This is a genomic window from Mesorhizobium sp. M1409 (assembly GCF_040317535.1).
Classification (GTDB): Bacteria; Pseudomonadota; Alphaproteobacteria; order Rhizobiales; family Rhizobiaceae; genus Mesorhizobium.
The window spans coordinates 1-23,996 of record NZ_JAMYKV010000043.1; the positions used below are offsets into that span (position 1 = coordinate 1).

The 23,996-nt window shown below is 61.9% G+C and carries 23 protein-coding genes and 1 tRNA gene; 15 read left to right on the forward strand and 9 right to left on the reverse strand.

Annotated elements, in window-relative coordinates:
- The first annotated feature begins 336 nt into the window (after nt 1-336).
- Nucleotides 337-1,236: an alpha/beta fold hydrolase gene (locus NKG99_RS26530; protein ID WP_352871939.1), complete on the forward strand. Its 900-nt coding sequence runs from the start codon at nt 337-339 to the stop codon at nt 1,234-1,236.
- 58 nt (nt 1,237-1,294) lie between these two features.
- Here the strand turns inward: NKG99_RS26530 and NKG99_RS26535 are convergent, their stop codons facing one another.
- The 3 genes from NKG99_RS26535 to NKG99_RS26545 form a co-directional block, all read right to left on the reverse strand.
- A complete protein-coding gene (locus NKG99_RS26535) occupies nt 1,295-2,383 on the reverse strand; it encodes a tyrosine-type recombinase/integrase (RefSeq protein WP_352871941.1) in 1,089 nt (362 codons plus the stop codon).
- Between the two features lie 242 nt (nt 2,384-2,625).
- The gene (locus NKG99_RS26540) at nt 2,626-3,741 is read right to left on the reverse strand and encodes a porin (protein ID WP_352871943.1); all 1,116 of its coding nucleotides are present in this window, start codon (nt 3,739-3,741) and stop codon (nt 2,626-2,628) included.
- 148 nt (nt 3,742-3,889) lie between these two features.
- Nucleotides 3,890-3,980 (reverse strand) — tRNA-Ser (locus NKG99_RS26545).
- A 452-nt stretch (nt 3,981-4,432) separates the two neighbouring features.
- Here NKG99_RS26545 and NKG99_RS26550 point away from each other — a divergent pair.
- Together NKG99_RS26550 and NKG99_RS26555 are read left to right on the forward strand one after the other, a co-directional pair.
- On the forward strand, nt 4,433-5,596 hold the full coding sequence (locus tag NKG99_RS26550) for a porin (RefSeq protein WP_352871945.1): 1,164 nt from the start codon (nt 4,433-4,435) through the stop codon (nt 5,594-5,596).
- Between the two features lie 137 nt (nt 5,597-5,733).
- Nucleotides 5,734-6,846: a pyridoxal phosphate-dependent aminotransferase gene (locus tag NKG99_RS26555; protein ID WP_352871946.1), complete on the forward strand. Its 1,113-nt coding sequence runs from the start codon at nt 5,734-5,736 to the stop codon at nt 6,844-6,846.
- Between the two features lie 38 nt (nt 6,847-6,884).
- On the opposite strand, the gene NKG99_RS26560 is transcribed toward NKG99_RS26555, so the two are convergent.
- Nucleotides 6,885-7,877 carry a bifunctional helix-turn-helix transcriptional regulator/GNAT family N-acetyltransferase gene (locus tag NKG99_RS26560; protein WP_352871948.1) on the reverse strand — a complete coding sequence of 331 codons (993 nt, stop codon included), beginning with the start codon at nt 7,875-7,877 and terminating at the stop codon, nt 6,885-6,887.
- Nucleotides 7,878-8,042: 165 nt separating this feature from the next.
- Here NKG99_RS26560 and NKG99_RS26565 point away from each other — a divergent pair, with 165 nt between their 5' ends.
- From NKG99_RS26565 to NKG99_RS26590, 6 genes are all read left to right on the forward strand, one after another.
- A complete protein-coding gene (locus NKG99_RS26565; protein WP_352871949.1) occupies nt 8,043-8,324 on the forward strand; it encodes an acylphosphatase in 282 nt (93 codons plus the stop codon).
- 71 nt (nt 8,325-8,395) lie between these two features.
- Nucleotides 8,396-9,046, forward strand: a complete 651-nt coding sequence (locus NKG99_RS26570; protein WP_352871951.1) for a TetR/AcrR family transcriptional regulator — start codon at nt 8,396-8,398, stop codon at nt 9,044-9,046.
- Between the two features lie 59 nt (nt 9,047-9,105).
- Entirely contained in the window at nt 9,106-10,269 is a 1,164-nt protein-coding gene (locus NKG99_RS26575) for an isovaleryl-CoA dehydrogenase (RefSeq protein ID WP_352871953.1), read from the forward strand.
- 1 nt (nt 10,270) lies between these two features.
- Nucleotides 10,271-11,878 carry a carboxyl transferase domain-containing protein gene (locus NKG99_RS26580; RefSeq protein WP_352871954.1) on the forward strand — a complete coding sequence of 536 codons (1,608 nt, stop codon included), beginning with the start codon at nt 10,271-10,273 and terminating at the stop codon, nt 11,876-11,878.
- Between the two features lies 1 nt (nt 11,879).
- Nucleotides 11,880-12,407 carry an O-acetyl-ADP-ribose deacetylase gene (locus NKG99_RS26585; protein WP_352871955.1) on the forward strand — a complete coding sequence of 176 codons (528 nt, stop codon included), beginning with the start codon at nt 11,880-11,882 and terminating at the stop codon, nt 12,405-12,407.
- Nucleotides 12,408-12,600: 193 nt separating this feature from the next.
- Entirely contained in the window at nt 12,601-14,583 is a 1,983-nt protein-coding gene (locus NKG99_RS26590) for an acetyl/propionyl/methylcrotonyl-CoA carboxylase subunit alpha (protein ID WP_352871956.1), read from the forward strand.
- Nucleotides 14,584-14,673: 90 nt separating this feature from the next.
- Here the strand turns inward: NKG99_RS26590 and NKG99_RS26595 are convergent, their stop codons facing one another.
- Entirely contained in the window at nt 14,674-15,795 is a 1,122-nt protein-coding gene (locus tag NKG99_RS26595) for an ABC transporter substrate-binding protein (protein WP_352871957.1), read from the reverse strand.
- Between the two features lie 458 nt (nt 15,796-16,253).
- Nucleotides 16,254-16,520: an SEL1-like repeat protein gene (locus tag NKG99_RS26600; protein WP_123167916.1), complete on the reverse strand. Its 267-nt coding sequence runs from the start codon at nt 16,518-16,520 to the stop codon at nt 16,254-16,256.
- 449 nt (nt 16,521-16,969) lie between these two features.
- Here NKG99_RS26600 and NKG99_RS26605 point away from each other — a divergent pair, with 449 nt between their 5' ends.
- The 5 genes from NKG99_RS26605 to NKG99_RS26625 all read left to right on the forward strand — a co-directional run bounded on the left by NKG99_RS26605 (nt 16,970) and on the right by NKG99_RS26625 (nt 20,669).
- On the forward strand, nt 16,970-17,311 hold the full coding sequence (locus tag NKG99_RS26605; RefSeq protein WP_352871959.1) for a DUF2147 domain-containing protein: 342 nt from the start codon (nt 16,970-16,972) through the stop codon (nt 17,309-17,311).
- 204 nt (nt 17,312-17,515) lie between these two features.
- The gene (locus tag NKG99_RS26610) at nt 17,516-17,674 is read left to right on the forward strand and encodes a hypothetical protein (RefSeq protein WP_352871960.1); all 159 of its coding nucleotides are present in this window, start codon (nt 17,516-17,518) and stop codon (nt 17,672-17,674) included.
- 40 nt (nt 17,675-17,714) lie between these two features.
- On the forward strand, nt 17,715-17,909 hold the full coding sequence (locus NKG99_RS26615; RefSeq protein ID WP_352871962.1) for a hypothetical protein: 195 nt from the start codon (nt 17,715-17,717) through the stop codon (nt 17,907-17,909).
- Between the two features lie 159 nt (nt 17,910-18,068).
- Entirely contained in the window at nt 18,069-19,532 is a 1,464-nt protein-coding gene (locus tag NKG99_RS26620; RefSeq protein WP_352871963.1) for an AMP nucleosidase, read from the forward strand.
- 102 nt (nt 19,533-19,634) lie between these two features.
- Nucleotides 19,635-20,669, forward strand: a complete 1,035-nt coding sequence (locus NKG99_RS26625) for an endonuclease/exonuclease/phosphatase family protein (protein WP_352871964.1) — start codon at nt 19,635-19,637, stop codon at nt 20,667-20,669.
- Between the two features lie 4 nt (nt 20,670-20,673).
- Here the strand turns inward: NKG99_RS26625 and NKG99_RS26630 are convergent, their stop codons facing one another.
- The 3 genes from NKG99_RS26630 to NKG99_RS26640 form a co-directional block, all read right to left on the reverse strand.
- Entirely contained in the window at nt 20,674-21,273 is a 600-nt protein-coding gene (locus NKG99_RS26630; protein ID WP_352871966.1) for a DUF922 domain-containing Zn-dependent protease, read from the reverse strand.
- 139 nt (nt 21,274-21,412) lie between these two features.
- Nucleotides 21,413-23,092: an electron transfer flavoprotein-ubiquinone oxidoreductase gene (locus tag NKG99_RS26635; protein WP_352871967.1), complete on the reverse strand. Its 1,680-nt coding sequence runs from the start codon at nt 23,090-23,092 to the stop codon at nt 21,413-21,415.
- 63 nt (nt 23,093-23,155) lie between these two features.
- On the reverse strand, nt 23,156-23,302 hold the full coding sequence (locus NKG99_RS26640) for a hypothetical protein (RefSeq protein ID WP_352871968.1): 147 nt from the start codon (nt 23,300-23,302) through the stop codon (nt 23,156-23,158).
- Nucleotides 23,303-23,312: 10 nt separating this feature from the next.
- Here NKG99_RS26640 and NKG99_RS26645 point away from each other — a divergent pair, with 10 nt between their 5' ends.
- Complete coding sequence (locus tag NKG99_RS26645; RefSeq protein ID WP_352871969.1) at nt 23,313-23,957, forward strand: hypothetical protein; 645 nt, start codon at nt 23,313-23,315, stop codon at nt 23,955-23,957.
- The last annotated feature ends 39 nt before the right edge of the window (nt 23,958-23,996 follow it).

Consider the following 23,996-nt stretch of genomic DNA (forward strand, 5'->3'; position numbering starts at 1 on the left):
ACGCCATCGACAAGCCGCCGCCGGTCAATCCGAGCCGACCAAGAGACCGATCCTCCCTCAATCAGATGGCCTTCATATATGAATAAATTTCCCCGGACAGCCCTGCGCAAGGGGGGAGATCGAATGTCACGTCGGCCTTCGCCAATCTCCAACGCAACAGGATGGGCTGAGCGCCGACGCTGCCAATCTCCCTCCTTGCGGGGGAGATGCCCGGCAGGGCAGAGGGGGGTACTGTCCCGCCAAATTTCAAAATTTCCCGCGCCACGTCCTTCAATTTGACCGTCCGTGCCCCCGCCTGTAGCAGTCGCAGACCATCTACACGACGGAGGAGTCCGCATGCCAAACCACGAAGGCTTTTCCGATTTCTTCTACGCCGCACCCGATGGGCTTAGCCTCCATGCGCGCGTCTACGGCGAAGCAAGTCCCGGCCACTGGCCGGTCGTCTGCCTGCCGGGCCTGACCCGCAATGCCCGGGATTTTCATGAGCTGGCGCTCTATCTGTCGACGCATGCGGCAAATCCGCGAAAGGTCATTGCCTTCGACTATCGCGGGCGCGGGCAATCCGCCTACGACCCCGATATCAGCCACTATAATGTCGGTGTCGAGGCCGGCGACGTCCTTGCCGGGCTGGCGGCGCTGAACATCGAAGACGCAGCCTTCATCGGGACGTCGCGCGGCGGGCTGATCATCCATGTGCTCGGGATGATGCGGCCGGCTGTCCTGAAAGCCATTGTTTTCAACGACATCGGACCGGTGATCGAGGTGGCTGGGCTTGCCCATATCCAGTCTTATCTCGAGCGCGACCCGACACCGAAAACCCGCGCAGAGGCGGCTGCCGCCCAGCGCGGCGTGCATGGCAAGGACTTCTCCGCCCTTGCGGGGCCGGATTGGGATCGGATGGTCTGGGCTCTCTACCGTGAAACGGACGGTGGCCTGGTGCCGGATTTCGACCCGAAGCTGGTCGACACCGTTGCCAGTCTCGACCTGGCGCAGCCGCCGCCTGTTCTATGGCCGCAATTCGAGGCGTTGGCAGCCATTCCCTTGCTCGCCATTCGCGGCGCCAATTCGAGACTGCTGTCCATAGACACCCTGCAACAGATGAGAGAGCGCCATTCCATGATGGAAGCGTTCACGGTCGTGGGCCAGGGCCACGCGCCATTCCTTGAGACTGGTAGCCTGCCCAACGACATCGCAGGTTTTCTTGAACGCGCCGAGCGGCGGAACAGCCTGAAGTAGATCCCAAGACCAAACGAGGTCCTGGGATTGCCACATAGTATAGGTCGGGCTCGCCAGCCTACTTGGCTTTTGAACTTTTCCTGGGCGCTTTCTGCGATTCCTTTGCCGCGGTGGCCTCGTTCACTTGTTTCCGCTCTGCCTTCGGCGACGAAGGCGTCGTCACGGGCGATGAAAACATGGAGCCTTGCGCGCAGTTGCCAGCCGGCTGGCACGATCGAGGCGTTTCCAGCACGATGACGCAGCCATCGAGATCGTTGGTGGCCAGATGCGCGTAGCGCATGGTCATCGACAGTGTCTGGTGGCCGAGCCACATCTGCACGCGTCTGATATCGATGCCGCCTTGGACAAGACGCGAGGCGCAGGTGTGGCGCAGGATGTGCGGCACCACCTGGTCGTCGGCGCCGAGGCCGACTTCGGCCTTCGCGTCGTTCCAGATGGCACGGAACTGTGCCTGGCTGAGCTTGGTGAACGGTCCCTTGGGCCGGCGGCCTTCGGCGGGCGGCAGCTTGATGACCTCCTTGACCCGCTCGGTCATCGGAATGGTGCGGCTGCGGCCGGATTTGGTGATCCAGAAACTGACGCGATGCTCCTGGATGTCATTCCAGATCAGCCCAAGCGCCTCACCGAGACGGCATCCGCTATCGACCAGGAAGACCGAAAGCCTGTAGGCGTCCTCGCTGCGGCTCTTGATAGCGGCGAACAACCGTGCCTCTTCGTCCCTCTCGAGGAAGCGAATCCGTCCCGCCCGCTCTTTCTGGCGGCGGAACTCGGGCAGGCTGTGGATATCCCCCATCTTGTGAGCCTTGCGCAGCAGTTTGCTGAGAGCAGCCATCTTTCGATTGATGGTTGCGTTGCTGTTGCCGCGCTGGCGCAAGGTGCCGATGAGATTGTCCAGGGTACTCTGGTCAAAGGCGCTGAACCGCTCCCCAAGGAGAAGCTCATCTATCTCGCCGATGAATGAGCTGACATTATATTTATGCCGCCCATCATCCCAAAGTATATCCCGATATGCTGAAAACAGCTCTCCGACCCTATACGATTTTACTTCTCTGATCTTATTGTAACTGTATCGTATCGTCGAATTTTGAGAAGAAAACATCGTAAAATGATCAGAGGGCCCACCCTCTTGAATCGCTTCGTTTGTCATTATTTGCCACACCCCCGAGTGGATAGATTCAGCCCTATCCGTTTGGAGGCGTCCTTTCAAGAGTTTAAAATCGTGCGGCTGATTTCATCCGCCGGGCGGCGGATCCCACGAAATCATTCCTCGGATTTTATTCAGCTACCGAATCCCCCTTTTCCTTCTGTCTGACCAAGCCCAGTCACGAAACAAAAACAGCCCGGGCGTAGAAGCGCCCGGGCTGGATTTCACTTGTAAGGAACCAGCCCTTAGAACGAGCGCTGGAAGCGGAGGATGCCGCCGACGCCGTCGCTGCTGTCGTGCCAGTCGCTGTCAGCCTTGTTGAAGTAGTCAACTTCGGCCGTGACCGTGAGGCCGGGGACGATGTCGTAGGCAACGTTGGCAGCCAGACCAAAGGTCTTGCCTTCGTCATACTGCGCCTGGACGTTGAACGAGGTCTTCTCGTTGATCTTGTAGGTGCCGCCACCCCAGATCGCCCAGTTGCCATCCCACAGCTTGAAGAAGTTGTAGTCGGCATTGCTGTCCGAGCCGTAGCCGCCGATGATGAACAGCGACAGGGCGTCGGAGGCATTGACGTCCAAGCGGACCTTGCCCGCGACTTCTTCGTAGTTGCTGTCATAGGCGATAACGCCCGTGATCGCACCCCAGCCCTGCGTGTACTTCACGCCGCCGACGACATGCGGAACGTAGCTGTCGATCGTGTCGGCGCCAGCGCCCTCTTCGAGCGAGACCACGGCCGAGAAGCCGTTGCCAGCGTCGAAATAGTACTGGATGACGTTGGTGTCGAACGAGCCGTAAGGAACCAGCGTATCGTCGATGACGTTGCCGGCATAGCCGATGAACGTGTCGAAGGCCGATTCGTCCTTACCGACGCGCAGGCCACCAAGCTGGATCCAGGCGAAGTTCAGCGAGACGCCTTTGTTGCCAGCCTGCCAGCCATCCGGGTTGTAGCCGACCGGGTAGACGCCATCCTGATCAGCGTAGTCGCCGCTGCTGTTGGCGAAATTGAAGCGGGTCTCGGAGTAGGTCTTCAAGGTGCCGAGTTCGGTTTCCTGGCCGGTCCAGGTCCTCAGGTTGAAGCGGGCCTGCTTGTAGTAGGTGTCGTTGTCGCCATCACCCATGTGGTCCGGAACGTTCTGCACGCCTTCGCGATCACCCACGCCGATGGTGTAGCGGATATAGCCGCCGATGCGCAGGCAGGTCTCGGTGCCGGGGATGTAGAAGTAGCCAGCGCCGTAGACGTCGCAGATCTTGACGTATTCAGCGGGTTCCGGCTCGGCGACGACGACGGCGTCGGCGGCGCGCGCACCGGAAACTGCGATCAGGGCCGCAGCGGAGCCGAGGAGAAGGCTCTTAATGTTCATTTTCTGACCTCCAGTCAGAATCGAACAAAACAGCGGTGTTTCGGGAGCATTTTGGCGCCGAATCGCGCGGCGATGACAGTGGGATATCCAGCTATCAGCCTGTTTTAATGAAGTAATTTTCGGAAGCCCTTCTTCAAGCAGGCAGAAGTGGCGGAGAGGATGGGATTCGAACCCACGAGAAGCTTTTGACCTCTACTCCCTTAGCAGGGGAGCGCCTTCGACCACTCGGCCACCTCTCCGTTGCGCCGCTGGATAGAGAAAAGCATCGGCACAATCAACAAACCCGCGTCACTATATGGAAAAGTCCGAGCGCGCCGAACATCGGCTTTTCCTCGGATGCGGCGGATCCGTGGCGATTCCCTGGCGGATGACTCGTGGTCTTGTCACGATTCCGTCGGCCGATCGCCGGATTCGGCGGTAAACAAGGGGTTGCGGCGGTCCGGATAGTTAACGAGAGCTTTCTAAGTGAGGCCAAATCGTGACGTTTCTGCAACACAGGCCGGGCATAGCAGCCGAATAGCCCTTTCGCCGGTACGATCGTGGTTGAACGCCGCCGCCTCATGGGTAATGTCGGTTTCGAGGAAGCGGCGCGGTGCGCATCTTTTTCGGTAGTGGGGATGGGGCAGGGAACGCTGTCCTTCAGCAAAGAATACCCAGACCCGTTTTTTAACTTTTGACTGGAGGTCAGAAAATGAACATTAAGAGCCTTCTCCTCGGCTCCGCTGCGGCCCTGATCGCAGTTTCCGGTGCGCGCGCCGCCGACGCCGTCGTCGTCGCCGAGCCGGAACCCGCTGAATACGTCAAGATCTGCGACGTCTACGGCGCTGGCTACTTCTACATCCCCGGCACCGAGACCTGCCTGCGCATCGGCGGCTATGTCCGCTACGACATTGGCGGCGGCGACGTCGGCTCGTTCGACGGCGCTCGCAGCTTCGATCACGAAGACGGTTCCGAAAACGACACCTGGTACAAGAATGCCCGCTTCACGCTGAAGACCTGGACCGGCCAGGAAACCGAGCTCGGCACCTTGAAGACCTACACCGAGACCCGCTGGAACTTCGGCAACCGCAACGGCTACGGCGCCTTCGACGCCGACGGCTTTCCCATTGGCAATACTGCCGGCAACAAGGGCACCTCGCTGAACTTCGCCTGGATCCAGCTCGGTGGCCTGCGCGTCGGTAAGGACGAATCGGCCTTCGATACGTTCATCGGCTACGCCGGCAACGTCATCCAGGATACGCTGGTTCCCTACGGCGATTTCGACACCAACGTCATCCAGTACTATTTCGACGCTGGCAACGGCTTCTCGGCCGTTCTCTCTCTCGAAGAAGGCTCGGGTGTCGTTGGCACCATCGACAGCTACGTTCCGCATGTCGTCGGCGGCGTGAAGTACACGCAGGGCTGGGGCGCCATCACCGGCGTCATTGCCTATGACAGCAACTACGAAGAAGTCGCCGGCAAGGTCCGCTTGGACGTGAACGTCAATGACGCCATACAGCTGTGGGTCATGGGCGGTTACGGCACCGACGACAACCTTGACGACGGCACCTATGCCATTCCGGCTGGCGGTCGCGGCTTCTACAAGCAGTGGGGCGGCAACTGGGCAGTGTGGGGCGGTGGCACCTACAAGTTCAACGAGAAGACCTCGTTCAACGCCCAGATTTCGTATGACGACTGGAAGAACCTCGGCGTCGCGGCGAACATCGCCTACGACATCGTTCCCGGCATGACGATCACGGCCGAAGTCGACTACCTCAATGCAGGCAAGTTCGACGACGCCGACTTCTCCAACTGGACTAATGCTGACAAGAAGAGCAGTGTCGGCGGCCTCCTCCGCTTCCAGCGCTCGTTCTAATAAATTTCGCTTCGGCGAAATTGAAAACCCGGCGGGCAACCGCCGGGTTTTTTGCATCGAAGACAGGCCTCGCGGCAACTTGCGCCCACCCACCCGGCGCGCTAGCAAGAAGCCCCCTTTTCAAGCGAGCTCCCGCCATGCGCCAACGCCCTCCCCTAACGCCGCTTGTCGACGCGCTTCCGTCGACGGTGCCCTTTGTCGGACCCGAAGCGCAGGAGCGCGAGCGCGGCCGCGCTTTTCGCGCCCGCATCGGCGCCAATGAGAGCAGCTTTGGGCCTTCGCCGCGAGTCATCGCCCGCATGGCCGAGATCGCCGGCGACATGTGGATGTATTGCGATCCCGACAATCATGATTTGAAGGTGGCGGTCGCCGCGCATCACCGCGTGAAGGCCGAGAACGTTGTGGTCGGCGAAGGCATAGACGGCCTGCTCAGCCTGGTGGCCCGCATGTATGTGGCGCCAGGCGATGCCGTGGTCACGTCGCTCGGCGCCTATCCGACCTTCAACTTCCACATTGCCGGTGTTGGCGGGCGGCTGGTTACGGTCCCCTATGAGAACGACAGGGAAAGCCTGGACGGCCTGCTGGCGGCGGTGCGCAAGGACAAGGCGCCGCTGGTCTATCTGTCCAACCCGGACAATCCGATGGGCAGCTGGTGGGAGGAGAACGAACTCGTCCGCTTCATCGAGGCATTGCCGGAAACCACCATGCTGGTGCTCGACGAGGCCTATGGCGAACTGGGCCCGGCCTCGGCGCTGCCGCCGATCGATATCTCCAGGCCAAACGTCATCCGCATGCGCACCTTTTCGAAGGCTTATGGGCTCGCCGGCATACGCTGCGGCTATGCGATCGCCGAGGCCCAGGTGATTCGCGACTTCGAGAAGATCCGCAATCATTATGGCGTCAGCCGCATGGCGCAGATCGCCGGCGTCGAGGCGCTTGCCGATCAGGACTATCTCAGGAGCGTGGTGGCGCGGGTGGCTGCCGGCCGCCGGCGCATCGCCGGCATTGCCGAGCAGAACGGGCTGATGCCGCTGGCGTCGGCGACCAACTTCGTCACCATCGATTGTGGTGGCGACGGCGCCTTCGCGCTGAAAGTGCTGCAGGGCCTGCTGTCGCGCGACGTCTTCATCCGCAAGCCGATGGTGCCGGTGCTCGACCGCTGCATCCGCGTCAGCGTCGGCCTCGATCACGAGCTCGATATTTTTGCCGAGGAACTTCCCGGTGCTTTGGCGGCAGCGCGCGGAAACTAGGATCCGCCAGCAGGCAAACCAGATCACAAGGCGCGCGCTTACAAATCCAGTTCCCAGGTCTGGCCGGTCAATTCCTTGCCGAAACTGTGGTGATGCTGCTCGGAAACCAGCCTGAAGCCGGCGCGCTCGTAGATCGCGCGCGCCGCGACGAGAACGTCGTTGGTCCACAGCACCAGCCTGCTATAGCCACAAGCCCGAGCCTGGTTGACGCATTCCGCGACCAGGCGTTTGCCTATGCCAAGGCCGCGCGCCGTCGCCTCGACATGCAGCAGCCTCAGCTTGGCCACCTCGTCATCCTGATGAACAAGGAACACCGCGCCGACCGGCTGTCCACCACGTTCGGCGATCCAGCAGAAATCGCGGCCGGGCTCGAAATTGCGGATGAAATCGGCGCCGATCTCGGCGAGCATGGCCTCGAACTCGATGGTCCAGCCATATTCCTCGGCATAGAGCTGGGCCTGCCGCTGCACGACCCAGCCGACGTCGCCGACGCGGTGCGGCCGCAGCGTCACCTCGCCGTTCTCACAGGCGGGATCACCCAGCAATTCCCCCACCTTGCGCAAGGCGCTGCCCAGTTCCTGCAATCTGTGGTCAGGCAAATTCTCGATAAGCCGCGCCGTATCGCGATCCGCCGCGGCCTGGAGCCCTGAAAGGGCTGCCTCGCCTCTTGCCGTGAGCGACAGAATCCGCCGGCGCTTGTCGGCCGGATCGGTCCGGGTCTCGGTCAGCCCTTCGCCGGCGAACTTGCGCAGAATTCGCGTCAGATAGGCGGCATCGACACGCAGTTGCCTGGCGATATCGGAAGCAGTGGGGCCTATCTCCAGATGAAAAACCTTGGCAAGAAAACCCCGCTCCCCAACGGCTTCAGAAGCCGCCGGACGATTAAGGTGGCCAAGTTCGAAAAGCACGCGCGCCTCGGTCAAGGTGAATGCGCTTTGTGTCAGCGTCTCGTCGAGAAGACCAACGGTGCGCGTATAGAAGCGATTGAAGTGCCTGATATCGGCCACCAGTGCTTTTCGTTCGTCCAACATTTGCGTCCAACTCCCAATAGCCAGCCCCATTTTCCAAAATTAATGGACTGAGTCAATTAAATTTCGAAAGCCAGAGAGCCCAGTTATTGCTTTGTGCGCATAATTCCCAGGTTGCTTTCCCCGGGCCATGCGCCAGATTCCAAGGAGACAGGCTTGGAGACAGTCATGACTGATCCTCGGGAAGTGCGGGCGCGCGTCTACGGCAATGTGCAAGGCGTCGGATTCAGAATCTGGGCCCGGGACGAGGCCACAAGCCTCGGTCTTGCGGGTTGGGTTCGCAATGAAGCGGACGGGTCTGTAACGACCCAGATGTCAGGCCTCGATGAGGCGGTTTCGACAATGATCGAACGACTGTGGAAAGGGCCGTCCGGGGCTTCCGTCTCCAGGGTCGACGTCGAGGAGTTGGCACCCGGAAACACATCTGTCGAGTTCAGGATTGTTGCATGATGGTGGATTTGGTTTAGCGCTCTTGAATTAATTGAACGTTCGTTTTATTATTGTCCCGCGAAGGGGCAGACATGGCGCGTACGACCGGATCAGATGGTGAAAAGACCGAGGCAGCCATCCGCGAGGCGGCGGTCAACCTGATCGCCCGTTTTGGCTACGAGGCGATGTCGATGCGCCAGCTCGCCGCCGAAGTCGGCGTCCAGGCGGCCGCGCTCTACCGCTATTTCCCGACCAAGGAAGAGCTTCTGTTCACCCTGATGCGCGAGCACATGGAAGGTTTGACCGATACGTGGGAAGCAGCCCGCCCTATCAGTGGGGATCCCGTGCAACGGCTGTCAGCCTATGTCGAGAATCACATCGCCTTTCATATCGAGCGCCGGCACGCCACGCATGTGTCGAACATGGAATTGCGCAGCCTGTCGCCAGAAAGGCTGACGCAGATCCTGCGGATGCGTACGGCCTACGAAAAGGAACTGCGAGCCATCCTGCGCGACGGCGCCGAGACGGGCGCCTTCAGCATCGACGACACCGGGCTGACGGCGATGGCGCTGATCCAGATGATGACCGGCGTCATCGTCTGGTTTCGACCGGGCGAGCGGCTGTCGATCACTGAAGTGACGGCGACATATCTTTCGATGACAATGCGGCTCGTCGGCGCGAAGATCGACGCCTACAGCGCCGCGCGTGCCTTCGGACGCGCAAAGGACGCTGTAGCATTTTGATTTCGCGCATGACCCCGACAATCGAAGTCGATTTTCGGGGTCATGCGGCAGGAGGAACCATGTACACGAACACGCTCGGCTTCGGGCATGACGAGGATATCGAGGCGTTGCGCGATCTGGTGCGACGCTTCGCGCAGGACAAGATCGCGCCGATCGCCGCCGATATAGACCGCTCGAACGAATTCCCGGCGCATCTGTGGAGCGAACTCGGCGCACTTGGCCTGCTCGGCATCACCGCCGATCCGGATTTCGGCGGCAGCGGCATGGGCTATCTCGCGCATGTCATCGCCGTCGAGGAGATCTCGCGCGCCTCGGCATCGGTCGGCCTCTCCTACGGCGCCCATTCCAATCTCTGCGTCAACCAGATCAATCGCTGGGCGACGACCGCGCAGAAGGAAAAATTCCTGCCGCCGCTGTGTTCGGGCGAACGCGTCGGCGCGCTGGCGATGTCGGAATCCGGCGCCGGCTCGGATGTCGTCTCGCTCAAGCTGCGCGCTGAAAAGCGTAACGACCGCTACGTGCTGAACGGCACCAAGATGTGGATCACCAACGGGCCGGACGCCGAGACGCTGGTCGTCTATGCCAAGACCGATCCGGAGCGAAACTCGCGCGGCATCACCGCTTTCATCGTCGAGAAGGCGATGGCCGGGTTTTCCGTGGCGCAAAAGCTCGACAAGCTCGGCATGCGCGGCTCCAACACCGGTGAACTGGTATTCGAGGATGTCGAAGTGCCCTTCGACAACGTGCTGCATGAGGAAGGGCGCGGCATTGAAGTGCTGATGTCGGGCCTCGACTATGAGCGCGCCGTGCTGGCCGGCGGCCCGATCGGCCTGATGGCGGCATGCCTCGACGTGGCCATCCCCTATGTGCATGAGCGCAAGCAGTTCGGCCAGGCGATCGGCGAGTTCCAGCTGGTGCAGGGCAAGCTGGCCGACATGTACACGATGATGAATGCCGCGCGGGCCTATGTCTATGCCGTCGCCGCCGCTTGCGATCGCGGCCAGACGACGCGCAAGGATGCCGCCGGCTGCGTGCTGTTTGCCGCCGAGAAGGCGACGCTGATGGCGCTGGACGCCATCCAGCTGCTCGGCGGCAATGGCTATATCAACGACTATCCGACCGGCCGCCTGTTGCGCGACGCCAAGCTCTACGAAATCGGCGCCGGCACCAGCGAGATCCGCCGCTGGCTGATCGGGCGCGAGATCATGGCGGAGGGAGTATAGCATGGCGGTACTCCAAACCCAGATCTCCTCCTCCTCCGAGACCTTCCGCGCCAATGCCGAGCGCATGCGAGCCTTGGTCGCCGACATCGCGGAAAAAGCCGCGACCGTGGAGCGCGGTGGCTCGGACGAAGCGCGTGAGCGCCATGTTTCGCGCGGCAAGCTGTTGCCGCGCGAGCGCCTCGCCCAGCTGCTCGATACCGGCTCGCCCTTCCTCGAGATCGGTCAGTTCGCGGCATGGTCGATGTATGGCGAGGAGATTTCGTCGGCCGGCATGATCGCCGGCATCGGCCGCGTCGAAGGCACCGAGGTGATGGTCGTCGTCAACGACGCCACGGTGAAGGGCGGGACCTATTATCCGCTGACGGTGAAGAAGCATCTGCGCGCGCAGGAGATCGCGCTGCAGAACAATCTGCCTTGCATCTATCTGGTCGACAGCGGCGGCGCCAATCTGCCCAACCAGGATGAGGTGTTTCCCGATCGCGAGCATTTCGGCCGCATCTTCTACAACCAGGCCAACATGTCGGCCGCCGGCATTCCGCAGATCGCCTGCGTCATGGGTTCCTGCACGGCGGGCGGCGCCTATGTGCCGGCGATGTCGGACGAAACGATCATGGTGCGCAACCAGGCGACCATCTTCCTCGGCGGCCCGCCGCTGGTGAAGGCGGCCACCGGCGAGGACGTCAGTGCGGAGGATCTCGGCGGCGCCGATGTGCACACCAGGCTTTCCGGTGTCGCCGATCACTACGCGCTGGACGACGACCATGCGCTCGCCATCTGCCGGCGCATCGTCAAAAACCTGAATCGGAACAAGACTGTAAGCCTGAACTTACAGAAGTCGATTCCGCCGCTTCATCCGGCGGATGAACTCTACGGCATCGTGCCGACCGACCTGCGCCAGCCCTATGACGTGCGCGAGGTGATCGCACGCATCGTCGACGGCTCCGAGTTCGATGAGTTCAAGCAGAACTACGGCATCACGCTGATCACCGGCTTTGCCCATCTCCATGGCATGCCGGTCGGCATCATCGCCAACAATGGCGTGCTGTTTTCCGAAAGCGCGCTGAAGGGCGCGCATTTCATCGAGCTGTGCTGCCAGCGCAAGATCCCGCTGGTCTTCCTGCAGAACATCACCGGCTTCATGGTCGGCAGGAAATACGAAGCCGGCGGCATCGCCAAGGATGGCGCCAAGCTGGTGATGGCTGTCGCCACCGCCAGGGTACCGAAGGTGACCATGATCATCGGCGGCTCGTTCGGCGCCGGCAATTATGGCATGTGCGGCCGCGCCTACTCACCGCGCTTCCTGTGGATGTGGCCGAACGCCCGCATCTCGGTGATGGGCGGTGAACAGGCGGCGACGGTGCTGGCCATGGTCAAGCGCGAGGGCATCGAGCGCAAGGGCGGAGAATGGAGCGCCGAGGAAGAGGCGAAATTCAAGAAGCCGATCCTGATGAAATACGAGCATGAGGGCCATCCGCTCTACTCGTCCGCTCGCCTCTGGGACGACGGCATCATCGACCCGGCGAAGACGCGCGACGTGCTGGCACTCAGCCTGTCAGCCTCGCTCAACGCCGAGATCGAGGAGACGCGCTTCGGCGTGTTCAGGATGTGAGATGAACGAACGCCCGCGAATTCAGGTTCATACCGGCGACATCACCAAGCTAGCGGTCGACGCCATCGTCAATGCCGCCAATACCTCATTGCTCGGCGGCGGCGGGGTCGATGGCGCCATCCACCGCGCCGCAGGCCGCGAGCTTGAGTTCGAATGCCGGATGCTGAACGGATGCAAGGTCGGCGACGCGAAGATCACCAAGGGTTACAAACTGCCGGCTCGACACATCATCCACACAGTCGGCCCAGTCTGGCAGGGCGGCGGCAAGGGCGAAGCCGAGTTGCTGGCCTCCTGCTATATCAGGTCGCTCGAACTCGCCGCCGCCAATGACTGCCGCACAGTGGCGTTCCCGGCGATCTCGACCGGTGTCTACCGCTACCCGAAAGACGAGGCGACCCGTATCGCCGTCAGCACGGTGGCTGACTTCATGAACCAAAACATAGTGCTGGGAACCGTCATCTTCTGCTGCTTCGATGAGCCGATGGCGGAATTATACCGGCAGGTCGTTGCCGCCCTCGGCGGAGGGTAGACTACATGGGCAAGGTGATCCATTTGCGTGGCGAAGTGCGAATTTCGGTTACGGAACTGGCGGCGCCGGGGAAAGGTCGCCGAGTCGCTGCTGATACCCTGTCTGACCATCGGCGAACGCGAGCACGGATAGGCTGGCGGGACAGCGCTCCCCTCTGTCCTGCCGTCGCCAGATTCTCGGTTGTGGAGGCTCCATGTTCGCCAAGATCCTGATCGCCAATCGGGGCGAGATCGCTTGCCGTGTCATCCGTACGGCCCGCAGGCTTGGCGTGCACACCGTCGCCGTCTATTCGGACGCCGACGCCAGGGCCCTGCATGTCGAGATGGCCGACGAGGCCGTGCATATCGGCCCCTCACCCGTCGGCGAAAGCTATCTGCGTGGCGACAAGATCATCGCCGCGGCCCTGGCGACGGGTGCTGAAGCCATTCATCCCGGCTATGGCTTCCTGTCCGAAAACCCCAATTTCGTCGACCAGGTGGTAGCGGCGGGGCTCATCTTCATCGGGCCGGCGGCGGGCTCGATCCGTGCCATGGGGCTGAAGGACGCCGCCAAGCGGCTCATGGAAAAGGCCGGCGTGCCGGTCGTGCCGGGCTACCATGGCGAGGCGCAGGAGATCGTGCTGCTTGCGTCCAAAGCACGCGAGATCGGCTATCCCGTACTGATCAAGGCGCGTGCCGGCGGCGGCGGCAAGGGCATGCGCCGCGTCGAGCATCCCGACGAGTTTTCCGAAGCGCTGTCCAGCGCGCGGCGTGAGGCGAAAGCCGCCTTCGGCGACGACCGCGTGCTGGTCGAGAAATATGTCGACAAGCCGCGCCACATCGAAGTGCAGGTGTTCGGCGATAGCCTCGGCAATGTCGTGCATCTCTACGAGCGCGACTGCTCGGCGCAGCGCCGCCACCAGAAGGTGATCGAGGAGGCGCCCGCCCCCGACATGACACCGGCTTTGCGCAAAGCAATGACGGACGCGGCGGTAAAGGCCGCCAAGGCGATCAATTATTCCGGCGCCGGCACCATCGAATTCATCGTCGATGCCTCGCAGGGCCTGAAGGCCGACCGCTTCTGGTTCATGGAAATGAACACCCGCCTGCAGGTCGAGCACCCGGTCACCGAAATGGTCACCGGCATCGATCTGGTCGAGTGGCAGTTGCGGGTCGTCAGCGGCGAAGAGCTACCGAAGACGCAAAGCGAGATCGCGCTCGCCGGTCATGCCTTCGAAGCGCGCATCTATGCCGAGGATGCGGCAAAGGGATTCCTGCCAGCAACGGGCACCTTGCATCATCTGAAATTTCCGGATGCAGCCCCCGAAGGCGCCACGATGCGCGTCGAGACCGGCGTGCGGGCGGGTGACGCCATCTCGCCCTATTACGACCCGATGATCGCCAAGCTGGTCGTCCATGCGAAGGACAGGCAGGCGGCACTCGAAGCGCTTGGTGCGGTGCTGTCGCGAACCGAGATCGCCGGTTCCACCGTCAACACCGCCTTTCTTGCCGCTCTGGCCGCCGATCCGGACTTTGCCGCAGGCGACGTCGACACCAGCCTGATCGGCCGGCACCAGGAGACATTGACGATCATCCCGCCGCCGACCGGCGAAACCATTGCCGCCGCCGCTGTCGCAGCCTCGGCTGCCGGAGCATCGCCGCCATCCGACGATCCCTGGTCATCCCTTCCCGGCTATGCGCATTTCCACAGCGTGGCGCGGCGCACACGGCTGAAGTTCGGCGAAGACGATATCGCGGCAAGGGTTTCGGTGCGGCCGGATGGACGGTTCCAGGTGGCGCTGGATGCACCCTATGACAGCACAAATTCGCATGATTTTCGTGCTGCACCACGCCTCGCCCGCTGGCCAGGCCACATCACCGTGTTCGAAGACGCCGTCGGCTATACCTTCGCTGTGCCCGACCCGCTGGCGCGGGCGGACGAAGTAGCGGCCGGCTCCGGCAGCCTGCGTGCGCCGATGCCGGGGTTGGTCAAGCTGGTGCGTGTGGCAAAAGGCGACGCGGTAACCAGGGGCCAGCCGCTGCTGATCCTCGAGGCGATGAAGATGGAGCACACCATCGCCGCGCCGCATGACGGCGTGATCGCCGAGATCGCCACGGAGGGCGCGCAGGTCACCGACGGGACGGTGCTGGTGAGGTTCGTCGAGGACCAAAACGCCTCGACCGCGGCGGCGAGATGATTGCTCGGAAGACAAACGACAGGGCATACAAGAAAATGGCCGGGACGAGCCCGGCCATTTGTCTATGCTATTCAGCCACCAGGGCGGCGATTACTGCGCGATCGGCGCGTATTTGCCGTCATGCCACTGGTTGATGTCGTAGCTGGCATTCTTGAGGTCGCCCTTCTCGTCGAAGGTGACATCGCCGACAACAGTGCTGATCGGAGTACCGTTCTTCAACGCTTCGGCAACCTTGGCCGGATCGTCGCTGCCGGCGCGCTTGATGCCTTCAGCGAAAGCCTGGATCACCGCGTAGGAGAACAGTGTGAAGCCTTCCGGCACGAAGCCGCCGGCCTTGATCTTCTCGACGGCTGCCTTGGCTTGCGGCTTTGCCTGGGGATCCGACGGGAACACGAACATGGTGCCCTCGCCGGCCGGGCCGGCAACCTGCCAGAATTCGGGCGAGGCAATGGAGTCCGGCATGATCAGCTGGAACTTGACGCTCTGTTCCGCCGACTGACGCAGGATCAGTCCAGCTTCAGGATGATAACCGCCGAAATAAACGACGTCGGCTTTCAAGTCCTTGAGCTTGGTGACGAGAGCCGAATAGTCCTTCTCGCCGGCGTTGATGCCGTCATAATAGACCTCCTTGAGGCCGCCGGCATTCATGGTTGCCTTGACGGCGTCAGCCACGCCCTGTCCGTAGGCGCTCTTGTCGTGCAGGACGACGACGTTCTTGCCGGCAAACTTCTTGGCGATCCATGGGCCGATGAAGGCGCCCTGCGCATCGTCACGCGTATAAAGGCGCATGATCGTCGGCCAGCCGGCCTTGGCCGCCGCGTCGGTCAGCACCGGGTTTGACGAAGCCGGGCTCATCATCAAAGCGCCGGCTTCGGCATAGACGGCCGAGGCCGGAATGCTGGAGCCCGAGCAGGCATGGCCGTCGATGAACTTGACGCCATCGGCGACGATGCGGTTGGCGACCGACACAGCCTGCTTGGGATCGCACTGGTCGTCTTCCATATCGAGCTTGATCATCGACCCGTTGACACCGCCCGCGGCGTTGATCGCGTCAGCAGCGGCCTGTGCGCCCTGCTTGAACTGATCGCCGATGGTGGCGAGCTGTCCCGTCATCGGGCCGACCACCGCAAAGGTGATGTCGTCGGCGAATGCGACCGGCGTGCTCATCATCAGGCCGAATATGGCCGCGTTCAAAATACTCAATTTTTTCATTGTAGTAGAACTCCTCCACTCACGCGCGGCCGCCCCGGCCGCACTTCTTCCAGAGAGGCGGGACAATTTCACCCTTCCTTGGGCCTGTCTAGGCGCATTGGCGCCGCTCGATTGGGCCTGCAAGACGTCATCCACGCAAAAAAGCCACGCCAGCCTTGTTCCGGCCGGTCGTGGCTTTTTTTGCCCGTCGAGCAATCTCCAGGCGCCCCCGCGCCTAATAATCCCGCTCGCCTTCCCCGTGTCGTGCGCGACTGAACCTTGCGGCCTGCCGCGTTCTCTTTCTTCAGAGCATGCTCTCTGGACAAACGGTTTCCGTTAGTCCGAGAAAACCGAATTCCACACGCTCTGGGTTATCGACCGTCTTGCGCGGCCTTCCAATGTGCCGGGTCTGGCCGTCTGCGCGGTCTTGATCCCGGAGCTTCCCTGTCTTCGGTAGGCCTATCTGCGATCGGCGGATCTCAGTGGATGGTCATCCATTCGCGGGCTTCGCGAAGTGCCTTGGCAATCTCGACTTTCGACATTGCCGCCGACAGTTCGGAGCGCAGTTCCGCGGCGCGGGCCGAGCCCTTGATCGCGGCGATGTTGAACCATTTGTGGGCGGCAACGACATCGGTCTCGCAATCGCGGCCGGTCGCATACATCATGCCCAGTTCGAAAAGAATGTCGGCCTGGGCAGTTGCCCCCATGGCGCCGAAACCTGCTTCAAGCATTTCAAAACGTGCCATTTCAAATCCCCTGTTTCCGGCCCCTGTCAGGCTCCCGAGAGCTGCCTCTTTCGTGCTTGCCGGCTGCTCTTCCGATGCTTTCGAGAATGCCGTGCAGGCTTGAATCTGTCGTTAAATGGCGTGCTTAATTTGAGGAAAACAAAGCTAAAACAAGAGGTAAACGCGGAAATTCGTTAAGGATACAAAGCCAGCAATTCAGCCCGCTTGCGTCAAATTTGACGAAAATTTTAAACTGACAAATCAAGACTCCGCTAACCACGGAAACCAAAGGCACTGCACCGATCGTTTCATTTCCTCGCCGAGGAGGCGCATTCAGGCCTCTTCAAAATCGCAAAGTCTTCCGTCGCGGCACCGCTTTTGTTTTGTCGGGAGCTGGATTAGCTTACGTTTGCGTAAGGGGCAGACCGGCGAGGCGGAGCGTGCGGCCGGACGTCCAAAGGGAGGAAGACATGTTTCGAAAAGCGAGCCTGGCCCTTGCGGCCACATTGATCATGGCGGGCGCGGCGTGGGCCGACCCGATCGAAGGCAATTGGAAGACGCAGGCCGGCGACACCGCGGCCATCGCTGGCGGCGGCTCGTTTTCCATCACGCTCAAGTCCGGCAAATATGCCGGCAAGACCATCGGCTCGCTCAAGGCGGCAGGCGACAACAAATATGCCGGCAACATCACCGATCCGGCAAACGACAGGACCTATTCGGGCAAGGCGACCCTTTCGGGCAGCTCGCTCAAGATGAGCGGCTGCGTGCTCGGCGGACTGATCTGCAAGAGCCAGACCTGGCACAAGCTCTGATCGACCGCATCCTTGTGACATGAAGACGGGGCCCGACGGGCCCCGTTTTCGTTTTGTCGCGGCGCAATGCCGGCACCCTGTCGAAACCGACGCCGGCGCCGCCAAAATCCCGTCAATCATTTTGAACCGCAGATGAACGCCGTCATCAGAGCCGGTTCAGTTGCATCAGGGCATTCTCCGGCGTGCTGAAGGAGACCCGACCCAATGCTTGCTCGCCGCTTCACCATTGTCTGCCTGCTGATGAGCCTGTTTGGAATGTTCTTCGCCATCCTCGTCGCTGAAGCGGGCCGTCCGGCCCGCACCTGGGACGAAGCCAGTTCCAGAACCTGCCGCCTCGCCTGCCCCACCCATCTTCGCAACTGAACAAAGAACCCAAGACCTCGAAAAGAAAAGCTGAAACCCCATGAACCGCTTCGCCGCCAATGCTCTCAAGACCCTTCGGCTTCTGCCGCGGGCGGCGCTTATCCTGACGGTTATTGCCGCTCCGGTTCTGGCCGTGCCGATAATGCGCGCCGATGCCGGCTCGACGATCGAAGCGCCAGCTTTGAAGAAGTCCGGCGTCGGCTTTGTGCTCCTGGTCAGCCTGCGGCGCGGATAAGAGATGTCTTGTGCATGTCGATATCCCGCGAGATGCATCGGAAAGAAACCCGACGCTTTGGCCGCCTTCGGTCGCGATACCCCTCCCAAGTGCCGGTCCAAGTCTCTATATTGAGTCATGGAAAAGCGAATCTACCCTCAAGCCATCGAATCTGTCGTCATGCCGGAGCCTTTTGGCCGGCAAAGCTTTGATAGCGCCGAAAAGGCCGTCGCTGCACTGCGGGTGCTTTACGACCGCAACACCAAGTTCCTGCGCGACTCCTTTGCGGAACTGGCGGCAGCGGGCGGCGATAATGGCAAGCGCTACCGGGCCTTTTATCCGGAGATTGGCGTCACCACCAACTCGTTCACCCAGATCGACTCCCGCCAGGCCTATGGCCATATGCCGACGCCGGGGCATTTTGCCACCACCATCACCCAGCCGGGTCTGTTCGCAAGGTACCTCGTCGAACAGCTGCGCCTGATTATGCGCAATCATGGGGTTGCGGTTACCGTGTCGGAATCGACCACGCCGATCCCGCTGCATTTCGCCTTTCTCGAAGGCACCCATGTCGACGGCGCGGCGGCGGAGCGCATCAAGCGGCCGATCCGAGACCTGTTCGACGTGCCGGATCTCGACGGCACCGACGACCAGATCGCCAACGGCACTTTCGAAGTGGCCTTCGGCGAGCCGAGGCCACTGGCGCCCTTCACGGCGCAGCGCATCGACTATTCGCTCCACCGCCTGTCGCACTATACGGCGACCACGCCGCAGCATTTCCAAAACTTCGTGCTGTTTACCAACTACCAGTTCTACATCGACGAATTCGTCGCCCGTGCCCGCGACCTGATGGCCAATGGCGGCGGCGGGTATACCGAATTCGTCGAGCCGGGCAATGTCGTCACCTTGGCTGGGCAAAGCGCGCCCGGTGCCGGGATCGCGCCGCCGCGCCTGCCGCAGATGCCGGCCTATCACCTGAAAAAGCCGAACCATGGCGGCATCACCATGGTCAATATCGGCGTCGGTCCCTCCAACGCCAAAACGATCACCGACCACATCGCCGTGCTGAGGCCGCATGCCTGGGTGATGCTTGGCCACTGCGCCGGTCTGCGCAACACCCAGGCGCTGGGCGACTATGTGCTGGCGCATGCCTATGTGCGCGAGGACCACGTCCTCGACGACGATCTTCCGGTCTGGGTGCCGATCCCGCCGCTGGCCGAGATCCAGGTGGCGTTGCAGGAAGCCGTCGCCGAAGTCACCGGCCTGTCCGGCTACGACTTGAAGCGCATCATGCGCACGGGCACCGTTGCCACCATCGACAACCGCAACTGGGAGCTGCGCGACCAACGCGGCCCGGTGCAGCGGCTGTCGCAGTCGCGTGCCATCGCGCTCGACATGGAATCGGCGACCATCGCCGCCAACGGCTTCCGCTTCCGCGTTCCCTACGGCACGCTGCTGTGCGTTTCGGACAAGCCACTGCATGGCGAGTTGAAGCTGCCCGGCATGGCGACCGAATTCTACAAGCGCCAGGTGGCGCAGCATCTGACCATCGGCATCAGGGCGATGGAGAAGCTTGCGGAAATGCCGATGGATCGGCTGCATTCGCGTAAACTCAGAAGTTTTTCGGAGACGGCGTTCCAGTAGGACGATCTGCGCGCTGCCGGAGCATCTCATCATCTTGATTGGGCCGCATTTCTGCCGATAAGCAGGCCGGTATTCTCCGGCAACCCGCGCGGACCTGACCCGATGAGACGCAGTCGACACATGGCGGCTTCACTGGCATTTATCGCGATGATGATGTTCTCGGTTGCGCTGGTCGCCGGGTTCTTGGGTACCGTGCATCCGGCCTTCGACTCCTTCTCGCATTTCCGCGTCCACCTTGCCGTGCTGATGGCGCTTTGCGCACTGCCGCTTCTGGCCACGACATTTCGCCTGCAAGCGGCCGTGGCACTGCTTTTTGCCGTGGCGGCCGTTGCCACGACCTTCAACACATTACCTAGTCCATGGCCGGTTCAGGCTGCCTATGAAGCCAAGATCGAAGATCGTGCGATCTACAAGTTGCTGCAGATGAACCTGCGCTACGACAATCCGACGCCGAAGAAGGTGCTGTCGCTGATCGGCCGGACCAATCCGGACGTGATCACCCTCGACGAAGTATCGGCGATGTGGGCGACCGAGCTAGGCTATATCAGCAGCGCGTATCCATACCGGATCCTCTGCCCTTATCCCAACGGCATATTCGGTGTCGCGCTGCTCTCGCGGCGGCCCTTTGCCGCCGGCACCGAGGCGCGTTGCGAACGGCGCGGCGCCATGGCGACAGCGACCGTCGACTTCGGCGGCATCGACGTCGATGTCGCCGCGATCCATCTCAGTTGGCCGTGGCCACGCGAGCAGTACTGGCAGATCGGTGAACTCACCGATCAGCTCTCCGCGCTCGGCGAGACGGTCATCATGGCGGGCGACTGCAACGCCGTATCGTGGAGTGCCGCCGTACGGCGCGTCGCCTCGCTCGGCGGGCTGACCGTCATGCCGTCCGCCGGGCCGACCTGGATCCACATCAAGCTGCCGGATGTCCTGCGGCGCTTCGCCGGCCTGCCGATCGACCAGGTTTTCAGCAAGGGCGGCGTGACCATTCATTCCTCGACACGACTGGAGGACACCGGCTCGGACCACCTGCCGGTCATGGTGGAATTCTCGCTCAGGCTGGCACAACAGAAGCCGGTCGATGAGCATGAAACCGCGACCGCGGCGATAGTCCAGACCGGCAAGACGCCAGGCTAAAAGATCAAGGCTTGATCAAAGCGGTGATGAGATGTTCGACATGCCCACCGTCGCGATGCTCGCGGGCGTCGAAAGCGATCTGCTTCGCCTCATATGCGGCATAGGTGGTCCTGATACGCCGCTGCGCCTCGCGGCGCGTCTTGTAGCAGGACCGGTCGTCGGCAATCCTGAGGCCGGAAATCGATCTTTCAGAGGCCCGCATCATTTCCTTGGCTAGGCGGCCATGGGTTTCTTCGTGGGCGCGGACGCCGGCGAAGAACCGCGTCCATCGCTTCTGGAGCGCCGGCGTGGTGGCCGAGGCGGCACGTGGAAACGTGTAAAAGAGATTGAGCGTGCCGTTGGCGCGCCGCAGACGGCAGGAGCCATTGTCCTGGCCGGCGTCAAGGTCCCAATCCACGGTGTAGCCGGTCTGCGCGATAGCGTGCGTCATGAAGCCGTGCTTCGGCCCCTTGCGGTCCATCGCCTTCATCAGCGCCAGGCCCGTGGTCCCGGTGATGTCATAGGTCCGCGTCTTGACCAGCACCCTGGTGTCGGCCGAGGCCGCCGGAGCGGAACCGCACACCGCGCCGATCGCCACAAGGCATGCCAGAACCGCCACGCGCATTGGCCATCTCCCTATCGTCAGGCAATGGAACCACAAGCGCGTGACAGTTTCAACAGTTCTAATATTTCACATGCCCGGTGGACCGGGCCTTCGCCAACATTTTGCTTGCGGCGGCCGAGATGTCCGGCCAGCGCGTGGCTTACATACCTTGGTAGACCGGGCCTTCGCCGCCTTGTGGCGGCACCCAGTTGATGTTCTGGTTCGGGTCCTTGATGTCGCATGTCTTGCAGTGGACGCAGTTCTGCGCGTTGATGACGAAGCGCACGTCCTTTGCCGCGGGATCGGCGGCGGCGTTGCCGTCCTTGTCGACCCACTCGTAGACACCGGCCGGACAATAGCGTGTCGAGGGCCCCGCAAAGACATCGTGTTCGGACCGTTTCTGCAGTTCCATGTCACCGACAAGCAGGTGGACCGGCTCGTTTTCCTCGTGGTTGGTGTTGGACAGGAACACCGAGGACAGCCGGTCGAAGGTCAAAACGCCATCGGGCTTCGGATAGGCGATCTTCTTGTGTTGGGCGGCAGGCTCAAGTGTTGCGTAGTCGGCTTTGCCATGCTTCAGCGTGCCGAAGGGCGAGAAGCCGAACAGCGTATTCAGCCACATGTCGAGGCCGCCGAGGCCGACACCGACGATGGTGCCGAAGCGCGACCACAGCGGCTTGACGTTGCGCACCCTCTTCAGGTCCTTGCCGATGTCGGTCTCCCGCCATGCCGCCTCGTAGGAGGACAGCTCGTCATTGGCACGGCCGGCGCCGATCGCCTCGGCGACATGCTCGGCCGCCAGCATTCCCGAAAGGACCGCGTTGTGGGAGCCCTTGATGCGCGGCACGTTGACGAAGCCGGCCGCACATCCCATCAGCGCACCACCGGGGAAGGACAGTTTCGGCACCGACTGCCAGCCGCCCTCGGTGATGGCGCGCGAGCCGTAACCCAGGCGCTTGGCGCCCTCGAAGGTGCCCCTGATTGCCGGATGGGTCTTGAAGCGTTGGAATTCGTCGAACGGCGACAGCCAGGGGTTCTTATAATTGAGGTGGAGGACGAAACCGACCGCCACCTGATTGTCTTCGAGATGGTAGAGGAACGAGCCGCCGCCGGTCTTCATGTCGAGCGGCCAGCCGAAGGAATGCTGGACCAGGCCCGGCTTGTGGTTCTCCGGCTTTACCTGCCAGAGCTCCTTGAGGCCGATGCCATATTTGCCGGGCTCGCGGCCATCGGAAAGCTTGTATTTGGCGATCAATTGCTTGGCGAGGGACCCGCGCGCGCCCTCGCCGATCAGCACATATTTGCCCATCAGCGCCATGCCAGGTGCGAAGCCCGGGCCGTGCGTGCCGTCCTTCTCGATGCCCATGTCGCCGGTGACGACGCCGGTGACGGCGCCTCCTTCATTGTACAGCAAGCCGGCGGCGGCAAAGCCTGGATAGATCTCGACGCCAAGCGCCTCGGCCTTACCAGCCAGCCAGCGGCAGACATTGCCGAGCGAGACGATGTAATTGCCGTGATTGTTCATCAGCGGCGGCATCAGGAAGTTAGGCAGACGGAACGAGCCGGCAGGGCCGAGCACCAGGAAATGGTCCGCCGTGACCGGCGTCTTGAAGGGGTGGCCTTCCTCGTCGCGCCAGCCCGGCAGGAGCCGGTCGATGCCGATCGGATCAACGACGGCGCCGGAGAGGATATGGGCACCGACCTCGCCGCCCTTTTCCAGGACGACGACCGAGAGCTCGGGATTGACCTGCTTGAGGCGGATGGCGGCGGCGAGGCCGGCCGGACCGGCGCCGACGATAACCACGTCGAATTCCATGCTTTCGCGTTCGATATCGCTCATCAACCCCTCCGCACTGGCTTATCCCATTCGGGTATCTAGCTGGCTCCTTCGCTGCATAGCGCATCAATCGGCGACAGGAAACCGGCGCATATGTGACAATGCCTTTTTGGCCAAAAAGTCGCGCATTGCGAGGGCTCGGCGGTCGTTTTCGCCCGGCATGGCCCTCGGCGCCGACGTTTTTAATTGTTCGACGGCTTGCTTATCGGCCATACTTCACGCCATGCGCATTCCTGGGCCCGCCGGCTTTTCATCGACGCGCTTTCCTTTCACGCCCGGCCGGGTCCGCCGGGCGCTCCTTTTGAGCCTTCTGGTGCTGGCACCGGGTCGCGCTTTCGCGGACGAAGTGAAAGTCTGGGCGGCTGGCGCCTACTCCTTCTCCGACGAACTTGGCGGCTTCCACATCACCGGCGCTTCGGGCGTCGGAACCAGGGATGATCCGCTGGTCATCACCGAAGAGCTGAATTCCTCAACGCCGGTGACGCTGACCATCCGCACGACAAAGCCGATCCAGGCTTTCGGCCCGTCCGGCGAATTCGCCAATGGCATCATGTATATGCGCATCGAGGTCCTCAACAATAGCGGCCAGGCCTGGATCGAATTCCAGTTCGAGCTGCAGGAGATCCTGAACCGCCCGAGCGTGTTCGGCGACGGGCTTTCGTTCGACCAGCGCAACAAGACCCCCGACAACATCTGGTCGAGCAATTTCGCCGATTTCGATCGCGATTTCGAACCCTATGACCGGCTGCTGTTCAGGAATGGCAAGGTCGACCCGCTGAAAACCGCCAGGTTCGAATTCCTGATGACCGACTATACGCCGCGGTGGACCTTCTATCTGGTGCAGGATCCGCGCATACCAACGGGGTAGGAAGCGGCCAGTCTTGCAAATTGCCGCCACGCGGACGAA